This window comes from Treponema sp. UBA785, from assembly GCF_002297065.1.
Taxonomy (GTDB): domain Bacteria; phylum Spirochaetota; class Spirochaetia; order Treponematales; family Treponemataceae; genus Treponema_D.
In genome coordinates, this window is sequence record NZ_DBJD01000036.1 from 1 (window position 1) to 9,757 (window position 9,757).

General features: G+C 39.6%; 7 protein-coding genes and 1 pseudogene. 3 read left to right on the top strand and 5 right to left on the bottom strand.

Going from position 1 to position 9,757, the window contains the following annotated elements; translation table 11 throughout:
* From B2X33_RS02885 to B2X33_RS02895, 3 genes and pseudogenes are all read right to left on the bottom strand, one after another.
* Window positions 1–290 (bottom strand): annotated as a pseudogene (locus B2X33_RS02885) (propionate kinase); the annotation flags it as partial.
* A 127-nt stretch (window positions 291–417) separates the two neighbouring features.
* The gene (locus B2X33_RS02890) at window positions 418–2,079 is read right to left on the bottom strand and encodes a peptide ABC transporter substrate-binding protein (protein WP_296667501.1); all 1,662 of its coding nucleotides are present in this window, start codon (window positions 2,077–2,079) and stop codon (window positions 418–420) included.
* Window positions 2,072–3,484, bottom strand: a complete 1,413-nt coding sequence (locus tag B2X33_RS02895; protein WP_296667503.1) for a TP0584 family protein — start codon at window positions 3,482–3,484, stop codon at window positions 2,072–2,074. Before B2X33_RS02895 ends, B2X33_RS02890 begins: the two co-directional genes overlap by 8 nt.
* A gap of 157 nt (window positions 3,485–3,641) precedes the next feature.
* Here B2X33_RS02895 and thrS point away from each other — a divergent pair, with 157 nt between their 5' ends.
* Window positions 3,642–5,396, top strand: coding sequence for a threonine--tRNA ligase (gene thrS, locus B2X33_RS02900; RefSeq protein ID WP_296667505.1), 1,755 nt, complete (start codon window positions 3,642–3,644; stop codon window positions 5,394–5,396).
* Window positions 5,397–5,531: 135 nt separating this feature from the next.
* On the opposite strand, the gene B2X33_RS02905 is transcribed toward thrS, so the two are convergent.
* Complete coding sequence (locus B2X33_RS02905) at window positions 5,532–6,287, bottom strand: hypothetical protein (protein ID WP_296667508.1); 756 nt, start codon at window positions 6,285–6,287, stop codon at window positions 5,532–5,534.
* On the bottom strand, window positions 6,277–7,473 hold the full coding sequence (locus B2X33_RS02910; protein WP_296667510.1) for a DUF8086 family protein: 1,197 nt from the start codon (window positions 7,471–7,473) through the stop codon (window positions 6,277–6,279). The genes B2X33_RS02905 and B2X33_RS02910 overlap by 11 nt, the downstream gene beginning before the upstream one ends.
* 322 nt (window positions 7,474–7,795) lie before the next feature.
* On the opposite strand from B2X33_RS02910, the gene B2X33_RS02915 reads away from it, so the two are divergent.
* Both B2X33_RS02915 and cysK read left to right on the top strand, forming a co-directional pair.
* Window positions 7,796–8,638 (top strand): hypothetical protein, encoded by an 843-nt coding sequence (locus tag B2X33_RS02915; protein WP_296667512.1) that lies wholly within the window; start codon window positions 7,796–7,798, stop codon window positions 8,636–8,638.
* A 162-nt stretch (window positions 8,639–8,800) separates the two neighbouring features.
* The gene (gene cysK / locus B2X33_RS02920) at window positions 8,801–9,733 is read left to right on the top strand and encodes a cysteine synthase A (RefSeq protein ID WP_296667515.1); all 933 of its coding nucleotides are present in this window, start codon (window positions 8,801–8,803) and stop codon (window positions 9,731–9,733) included.
* Window positions 9,734–9,757: the final 24 nt, after the last annotated feature.

Genomic DNA, 9,757 nt, shown 5'->3' on the forward strand with positions numbered 1-9,757 from the left:
TCTCCGCCGTGGAGAACGCGGTGTCCTACAGCTCCGATAACGCTCATGTCGGAGATTACGCCGTGGTCTTTGTCTGTGATTGCGTCAAGAATCAGCTCGATTGCTTCTTTGTGTGTCGGACAAGGGCTTTCCTTTACAAACTTGTCTTTTCCCTTCGGCTTATGTGTGATAACAGAGCCAGGAGCAGTAACGCGCTCAACAACGCCCGTAGCCAAAACATCTTTGTTGTCCCAGTCATAAACCTGATACTTGGCTGAAGACGAACCGCAGTTCAATGTAAGAATAACCATTGTTTTTCCTCTTAAAAATGAATTAAAAAAATCTAATGCAATTATAAACTTGTAAAAAACTTTGTTCAATTAAAAATGCTATTATTAGTTGTTTTAACGCTTTGCGCCATTTATGTCTGCTCTTATTTTATTTTGCAATTGCGACGTTGTCCGGCACGGTATAAACAGTTTCTTTAAAATAAATGTTTTTTAACGGATGAATATCGAGAGCATTTGTATACCATCCGCCGATTTCGTTTAGATTTATTGCATGAAGGCTGATTGAGTGGCTAATCGGCATAATCAGTCCGTCGTCAAGCAAGATCTGCTCTGCCTGTCCTAAAATTTTGTAGCGCATTGATTCGTCAGTTTCTTCATCTGCAAGCTTTAGTTTTTCGGTAAATTTTTCATTTGTCCATTTTGTGTGGTTCAGAGTTGAACCTTCGCGGAAAAGTTCCAAAAAAGCCAGCGGATCGGCAAAATCTCCAATCCACGAATAGCTGAAAATATCGTAGTTTAAATACGGAATACTGGAAAGATATTGTTCGTCTGAAATTTTAAATGTTACAAGTTCAACTCCGAGCGGAGCCCATGCTTCTTTTAAAATTGCAGCAAGACCTTTCATGTATTCGTTGTCTGCAATTCCAAAAGTAATCTGAAGTTTTTCGTCCTGCGCAATTCCTGAATTTTTACGGGCTTCTTCCATCAATTCTAGTGCTTCGTCTTCATTGTAATCGACTAAGCCTTCAACTTCCGGGTAGCCAGAAAGCGGATAAACCAAAGTTGATGCTTGAATTAAATTATCGCTTCGCAGTTTGTCCCATGGAACAGCCGTTAAAAGCGCATTTCTAAATTCGGCCTTGTTCCAAACTGGATTTTTGCAGGTAAAAAACAGATATGTTGTTCCAAAAACTGCGCTGAGCTTTACTGCATTTTTGTTTATAAGAGAATTTGCGTCGAATGAAGTCGTTATCCAATCCGTGCGTCCTGTGTTAAAAAGCCAGGAATTTTCTTTTTTGTCATCGGAAATTTTAATTATAACTTGTTCAATCGCGACATTTGGCTCGTCCCAGTAATTTTTGTTTTTTTCGAGAACAAGTTGATTTTTATCCTGTTCTTTGAGAACGTATGCGCCCGAAAAAACTTCCAGATTTCCGGTAAAAACAGAAAATGCGTGGTGGCAGAGAATCCGTGGCAGGTGGGCGGTTGGTGAATTTAAAATTACCGTCAATTTTTGACCGTTTGCCTTTAAACCAATTTCTTCCTCAGAAATTTTATTTTCGCGGTAATCTTTAATTCCTTTTATGCAGTCCAAAAGCGAAGAATAAGGAGCGTCTGGCGTTTTTTGAAGGTGAAGCCAGCTATCAATAACGGTTTGTGCTGTTATTTTTGAGCCGTCGCTTGTTTTTGCGTTGTCCCTGACCGTAAAAGTCCAGCGTTTTTTGTCGCGGGAAATCCTGTATTCGGAAGCAATCGCAGGAATTGGATCCAGAGTTTTTGGGTCGTAGCAAAAAAGACTTTCCTGCAGGGCATTTATAATCTGCGCTTCGTTGGAATAGCTTGAAGTGTGCGGATTTAAATCCAGATGATGAGCTGGAGAAGAAAATATAAAAGTCCGCTGGATTTCAGGATTGAATTTTTTGAGAGCTTTTTCTTCGTTTTCGGAATTTGGCTCAAATTCATTCATAAAATTTTCTATGTCTTCATCTTCGTTTTCTTGATTTTGTGGATTCTGCGGAAAATTTTGTGCAAAATTGAACGAAAACAAGCCGACTGTAAGTAAAACTGCGGCTGAACTTTTTTTAAGCATTTGTAATTCCTAATTTTCTTAATTGAGCTTCTTCTTCGATGTATGCCGTGTATTCAGAGCGGCGCTGGTTTGCCTTTACGATTGAATTTTTTAAGGCCGTAATTTCCATTTTTAAACCTTTGATTTTTGAACGGTTTTGTGGAAGAGGTGCGCTTTTGAAAAATTCGTCGAGCCCGTTTAAAATTTTGAGCATTTTATTACATTCAAGAATCTGCTGGTTTACATATTCAAGAATTTTTTCTTCGCTTTGCTGGGCAATTTTTTCGTAAAGGGGCGCTTTTCTTATTCCTGCCGAAGCGTATCTTCTTGAGCGCAATTCCAGGTCGCGTACGAGCTGCTGATAGTCGATTTTTTCGTGGCGAACTGTGTCTGTTGTCTGATCGGTAATCGAAATCTGATAAAAAACAGGTTTTTCTTCTATATTGAATGCTTTTCGGATCGCTTTTTTGAGTTTTTCAAAAAATGAGTTGTGCTCGCTTTCCAAAACTTCATGGTTTTCTATAATTTTTTCTTTTACCTGAGAGATCTGGCCCGGCATTGCGCCAAAGACTCTGAGCGCAACCAAAAGAATTGATTTTGTATCGACTTTTTCTTCTGAGTCTTGTGCGCTGGAATTTTCAACTTCGAGCTTTTTTAAAAGTGCTTTTTGAAGATTTTCTTTGTCGGGAGAATGATCTTCGGCAATAATTTCTTCAATCAGTTCGTTGTAATATGGAGTTTTTCCCATCGTTGCTTGAAAAAGTTTTTTTATTTGAACTTTTTCATCGTCAGGACTCGACGCGGCTTTTTCCATATCGAAATAAGGATGAGCCATTATGTTTTTGCGGATATTTCCTTTATAAAATTCCCTCTGAAATTCCGTAAGCGCCTTTAAACTTTTGTTGATTGCAAGAACTGCTTTGCCTGCTTTTGAAATGCTGTCGTTTATCATGTTTACGGTTAAAGCGTCTGCTCCCTGCTTTGCGTTAAAAAGCATAGTTGCAATTGTTCTTGTGTTTATGTTTGTTGAATTTACGGAGAATGAGTTCCATTGGATTGCATTGTTTAAATCAATCAATTTTTTAATATTAGAAATCTGCAAATTTGAAACTGAAAACTTGTAATAGTTGCAGAGAAAGTCCAAAGTGCTGTCATAATCGGAAAGCCTCATTCCTATAATCATTGAGCGTTCGTTGTCTGTAAAAGGCGAATTTTCCGGCGGAACAATGTCCGAAATTTTCTTGTCGTTTTTGTAAGGATCGGGCGTGATTAGGGATTTTTTTAAAAGAAACTCATAGAGCGTTTTTTCGCAAGTGTGCATGAGGCGATACTGTTCAAGCACATTTTGCAATTCCCGTGAGTTGAACCAATCCGTTTTTTTATCAATTGCGGCAATTAACTGTTCTGAAAATTTTTTCTCTGACATACTTATATTATCGGCTTTTTTTGGAAAATCTACAATCTTTCTATAATTGTATAATGCAAACAAATCAAAAACCTGTATAAGTTGAAACAAAGTCCGCAAAGCGATATTCTATGAAGAAAAGATAAAAAAATTGGTCTTTATACAAAGAGGTATTTTTATGGCAGAAAATGAAAAGTTACAGATTATTCGCCATTCGTGTGCGCATGTAATGGCAGAAGCAGTTAAACATATTTTTCCTGGAACAAAAATCGCAATTGGTCCTGCAATCGACAACGGATTTTATTACGATTTTGATTTTCCGACAGACCATAAAATAACCGAAGATGATTTTGCTGCTGTTGAAAAAGAAATGAGAAAAATCATTTCTTCTGGAGCAAAATTTGTTCGCAAGGAAATTTCAAAAGACGAGGCTTTGAAAATTTTTGCTGATGAACCTTACAAAGTTGAAATTATCAATGATTTGCCGCAAGATGCAACAATTTCCACTTATGAGCAGGACGGCTATATTGATCTTTGCCGTGGCCCTCATGTTGCCACGACAAAAGAAATCAATGCTCAGGCTTTTAAACTTCATAAAATTGCAGGGGCTTACTGGCGTGGAAATTCTGATCGTCCTATGCTTACTCGTGTTTACGCGCTTTGTTTTGAAAAACCGAATGATTTAAAAGAATATCTTGAAATGCTTGCAGAGGCAGAAAAGCGCGACCACCGCAAACTCGGCGTAGAAATGGATTTATTCCATCTTGAGCCGGAAGATCCTGGCCAGATTTTCTGGCATCCAAACGGCTGGACAATTTACACAGTTATTCAGGATTATATGCGCAAAATGGTAAGACGCGATGGCTATCAGGAAGTAAATACTCCTGCGATAATGCCGCGTACTCTTTGGGAACGTTCTGGACACTGGGGACACTACCAGCGCAATATGTTTATTACTGAGTCGGAAAAAAGACTTTTTGCAATCAAGCCAATGAACTGTCCTGGCGCCCTCGAAATTTTTAAGAGCCGTCTCCGCACTTACAAAGACTTGCCTATGCGCCTTGCAGAATTTGGCCATGATGTGCGCAACGAGCCTTCTGGAACCTTGCATGGAATTATGCGTGTGCGTGGTTTTGTTCAGGATGATGCCCATATTATTTGTACGGAAGAGCAGGTTGCGGCAGAAGTTGCAAAATTCTGTAAACTTCTAAAAAGAGTTTATCACGACTTTGGTTTTGACGATTTAGTTGTAAAATTTTCAACAATGCCGGAAGACCACGTTGGCGACCTTGCAACTTGGCAGCGTGCAGAAAAAGCGTTGTCCGATGCCTGCCACGAAGCCGGACTTAATTACGAAATTCAGCCGGGAGAAGGCGCATTCTACGGTCCAAAACTTGAATTTAAGCTTTACGACTGTCTTGGACGCGAATGGCAGTGCGGTACGATACAGGCGGATTTCCAGTTGCCGTCAGCAGAACGCCTTGATGCGACATACATTGGCTCTGACAACCAGAAACATCATCCGGTAATGCTTCACAGAGCGATTTTGGGTTCAATTGAACGTTTCCTTGGGATTTTGATTGAAAACTTTGCCGGAAATTTCCCGACATGGCTTGCATTTGAACAGGCAGCGGTTGTTCCAGTAAAAAATGAATTTGACGATTATGCAAAAGAAGTAAATGAAGCTCTTCTTGGTTCAGATATTCGCTCAAATGCTTATACTTCTGACGAAAATATGCGCCAGAAAATCAAGATGATTACAAAGGAACACAAGACTCCTTATATTCTTGTTGTCGGTGAAAACGAGAAAAATGAAAAAACTGTAAGCGTACGCTTCCGTCAGAGCAGCGGACTTGAACAAAAAACAATGAAGCTTGAAGATTTTATTGCTTATGTTCAGGAAAAAGTAAATTCACATTCGACAGAAATTTAATGCGGTAGCGCTGGTAGGGGCGGCGTAAGCCGTTCAAAAAAATACCGCGGTTTGTAACCGCGGTATTTTTTTTGAATGAAACCCCGGACATAGCGGCAGATTTTGGGCAAATGCTCAAAATCTGCACCGCCCGGATTATTTTGGACTGATTTTTATTCCTAAGGAAAAAATCGCCGTGTCAAAAGCGCGTCCGTTCAAAATTGCGCCGAGCGGAAAGTAGATTTTTGCTTCCAGCCCAGCCAGATAGTTTTTTGTAAATGCGCGTTGCCAGGAAATGTTTAAGTTTGGATAGAGAAAATTTAAATTTTTGTAGAACCAGCGGTTGATTGATTTTATGTCGTCGCCCGCTGTTGAATTTGTTTCTCCTCCTGTGTCGTCTGAATTAACTCCGTCTGCAAGAAAGGAAAATCGAGCCAAAAATCCCAATCCTCCGCCAAGCTGGAAAATGTCTTTTTTGAGGCGAAAAATATGAGTCGTGTTTAAGTCGAGCAAAAACGAGAGAGCAAGGGCTGTCCTGTTTTCGATTTCGGAGGGGCGCGCGCATTCGCCGTCCCAGAGATAATAATTTGTAAAAAAAGTGAGCTTTGGCTGAAAATTCAGAAATTTGTGGTTAAAAAGGTCAAATCCCGCTCCAAATGCGAACGAAACTGGGCTTGGAGAGGTTTTGCTGTCTGTATTTACATAAACTGAAGGTCCGAGAGTAAAGAAAAACAGGTTTTTGGGGAGTTTTATTTTTGCTTTTTCGAAGTCTTCGATTTTTGTGAGGATTTTGCCGTCATCTTCTGACTGCGTTTTTGAGAAATTTTGTTCTGTCTGTCCGAAGCAAAAAAAAGAAAGTGAAAAAAATAAAAAAATGAACGGAAATTTCTTGTAAAACGTTTTATTTTTCATTGTACAAAACCTTTTTTAGGTCCACCGTCAAAAATCCAGAACGGCCCGTCTTGTAAAAATCGCTTTCTTCCCAGGCAACGGCAAGGGTTGCTCCGCTTATGCAGAACGGCCCGTAAATATAGTTTTGTGGAAGTTTTGGAAGGCGGAATGCCGCGTTTTTGCCGTTGTTCAAAATCGGTTCACCGTCCAAAGCTCCGTTAAAATATGTGGTTCCGTCAGAAAAAACAGCGCAAATCCAGTCGTCTGCAATTATTGCGTGTGCGTTTATAAGAAAAGAATTTTCTGAGCTTTCTGCGTTTTTCTCGCCAAAATCTGAGCCGGAAATAAAGGTTTTTGGAGAAGTTCCGCCGGAGTTTTTACATTCAACCGAAAAAGAAAAATTTTGCGGGATTGAAGACAAAAGCGAGCGCAGGCGTCTTGGTGAATCTGAAAATTTTTTTGGAGAATTAAGAAGCCTGTAATTTTCTTCTGAAGTTTCCTGAATCGTAATTTTTTCGTCTTTTGTAAATGGCGAAAGTCTTTCGAGCGAAGAATTTGCGGAAAAATTTATGTAGGTAAATTCGGTTTTAGAATTATTTATTTTTTTTATGGAAGAAAAAAATGAATTTCCGTCAAAAAAAGTTCCTGTGATTTCTCCTCCGCCGCTAAGCCTTAAATCTCCGTAAGTAACAACCGGATAAAAAGCCTTTAATTCCTGAGAAATTCTCACCAAAAAAGGGCGGTTTGAATCTTGAGCGCTGCTGTTTTCGGAAAGAGAGGCCTCCTTGTTAAAAAATGATGAGCGGCTCAATGTAAAATATGGATTTTCGTTGTCAAAAATCAGGTTTGAAGCTGTCGAATTGGAAAAAAGCTCGTAATCTTGAATCAAAACCGGCTGAACCTGCTGGCTTTCGTTTTTTGCAAAGTGGATTACGCCAAGCCTGTTTACGAGCATGTAGCCGCTTTTGTCGGCCGCAGTGTTTGCATCGCTTGCACGCAAAGTTTCTGTCCAAGGTTTTAAGCTCGAAATTCCTGATTGCTGAGGAAGAGAAGTCTGTTCAAAACCGTTTTCCGTAAAAAAATACCAATTGTGGTGTTTTGTGTTTTCTGGAATTTGAGAAAACGTAGCCTTATTTTGTTTTGAGCAGCCTGCAAAAATCAAAAGACTTGCCGAAACTGCCGCCGTAAATAAAAAATTCTGCTTCATTTGTATTTATATCGGCCGTTTTCGAGATTTTTTTTAGATTTTTGGAGCGCATGGCATGGTCTAGCCCGCTCTTGCTGCAAGTCCTCCTTCGCTCCGCTCGTCCGGTCTTTCCGCAACGATCGGGGCTAAGATTATGCTTTTGTAATATGTAACTTTTTTTTGTGGACTTATGTTATTTATTTGAGTAAATTTATTCGAAGCCTCTGATTGCCTTTTTTGGAGGCTTTTTTTGTCGGAGTCTGGAAAACATTTTTAGTTTTTTGCCCGAATGCAGTATTTTATTTTGCTGTAAACCGGTCTTGCTATTTTTACAATTTAAAATATGAAAAAATTTTGTTTTTGCGCTGCAATCTTTGCTCTTGCCGCCGCTTGTTTTGCAGAAAATGAAATTTCTGATTTTTGTCAGAAAAAAATTGATGAATTTGTTACGCTTCGTGTCGAATTAAAATCGAACGATGACCTTACTGCTGTCGAAATCATAAAAAAAATTGAAGACGAAACTATGATTGTGCTTCCTGCTGTTGCGAAAGATTTTGAGCAGGAAAAGCAGATTCTTTCAAATTTATATTTTATGGAAGCATACGCGAGAGTTTTAACAAGGGAAAATCGCGTCCAATTGCGCAAAAATATGAAAAAACGGATGAACGAGTGCCTTGAATTGATGCAAAAGCGCAGCGAAGACCAGTTGAGCAAGTGGTTTTATGTTTCGACCGCCGATGTTACAAGTTACTATATGACGCGTTCAATTGCGGCAACTTTTTACTGGGGATTTAAAGTAAAAGACTGGCACAAAAAGGCGCTAAAAAAAGATGAATTTATGGCGTCGGCAAATGCTTGCCTAGGAAATTGGAATTTTTATGCCCCGCCTCCAATCGGTTCAAATAAAAAAGCAAGACAGTTTTACAAAAACGGTATAAAAGGCGCGCGGACTCCTGGCGAAAAATATATGGTCTACACGTATTATTCGCAGTTTTTGTATGAACTTGGAGAAAAAGGCGAGTGCGAAAAATATATGGAACTTGCCTACGCGCTGGAGCTTGGAACAAAAGAATTGGACTTGATGAGAAAATGCAATGATGAAGGAATTTCCTATTTGCAGTATATGCGCAATTCGTCGGGAATTGATGAAGAAATTCTGGAATCGGAAAAAGAAGAAGACGATTAAAGAACAGAAAATTGAATTGGCTTTGCCTTTTTTGCAGGTGAAGCCAATTTTTTTACAAAAAAAACGTATTACCTATTGACAAAGTAGGTAATACGGATTATAAATTAAACATCAATTAAACCTATCAAACAACTAGGTAATAATCTTTTTGGAGGAAGAATTATGGCAAACATTTACACTTCGGCAGACCAGCTTATTGGGCATACACCGCTTCTTGAACTGTCGCATATCGAATCAGAAAACTCGCTTGGAGCAAAAATTCTGGCAAAACTTGAATATTTTAATCCGGCAGGTTCTGTAAAAGACCGCATTGCAAAGGCAATGCTTGACGAAGCTGAAGCAAAAGGAATTCTTACAAAAGACTCGACAATTATTGAGCCGACTTCTGGAAATACAGGAATTGGACTTGCTTCTGTCGCGGCAGCCCGCGGTTATAAAATTGTAATCGTAATGCCGGAAACAATGTCTGTTGAGCGCCGCCAGCTTATGAAAGCTTATGGTGCAGAGCTTGTGCTTTCCGACGGTTCAAAGGGAATGAAGGGTGCAATTGCAAAGGCTGAAGAAATCAAGGCAAATACTCCAAACAGTTTTATTGCCGGTCAGTTTGTAAATCCTGCAAATCCAAAGGCTCATTTTGAATCTACTGGCCCTGAAATTTGGAACGACACAGACGGAAAAGTAGACATTTTTGTTGCTGGGGTAGGAACTGGCGGAACTATTACAGGAACTGGAAAATTCCTTAAGTCAAAGAATCCCGATGTAAAAATTGTTGCAGTTGAGCCAAAAACTTCTGCAGTGCTTTCGACAGGGGTTGCAGGTCCTCATAAAATTCAGGGAATTGGCGCAGGATTTGTTCCAGATGTTCTTGATACAAAAATTTATGACGAAGTTATTACCGTCTCAAACGAAGATGCTTTTGCAACCGGCAAATTGATCGGCAAAAAAGAAGGCGTTCTTGTCGGAATTTCTTCGGGAGCGGCTGCCTGGGCTGCGATTGAGCTTGCAAAACGTCCAGAAAACAAGGGAAAGAATATTGTTGTTCTTTTGCCAGATACTGGAGACCGTTACCTTTCTACTCCGCTTTTTCAGGACTAAGGAGAAATAAAACAAAGCCGGAAG

Coding starts and splice junctions, on each gene's coding strand:
- B2X33_RS02890 (WP_296667501.1), bottom strand. CDS start 2,079: ATGCTTAAAAAAAGTTCAGCCGCAGTTTTACTTACAGTCGGCTTGTTT.
- B2X33_RS02895 (WP_296667503.1), bottom strand. CDS start 3,484: ATGTCAGAGAAAAAATTTTCAGAACAGTTAATTGCCGCAATTGATAAA.
- thrS (WP_296667505.1), top strand. CDS start 3,642: ATGGCAGAAAATGAAAAGTTACAGATTATTCGCCATTCGTGTGCGCAT.
- B2X33_RS02905 (WP_296667508.1), bottom strand. CDS start 6,287: ATGAAAAATAAAACGTTTTACAAGAAATTTCCGTTCATTTTTTTATTT.
- B2X33_RS02910 (WP_296667510.1), bottom strand. CDS start 7,473: ATGAAGCAGAATTTTTTATTTACGGCGGCAGTTTCGGCAAGTCTTTTG.
- B2X33_RS02915 (WP_296667512.1), top strand. CDS start 7,796: ATGAAAAAATTTTGTTTTTGCGCTGCAATCTTTGCTCTTGCCGCCGCT.
- cysK (WP_296667515.1), top strand. CDS start 8,801: ATGGCAAACATTTACACTTCGGCAGACCAGCTTATTGGGCATACACCG.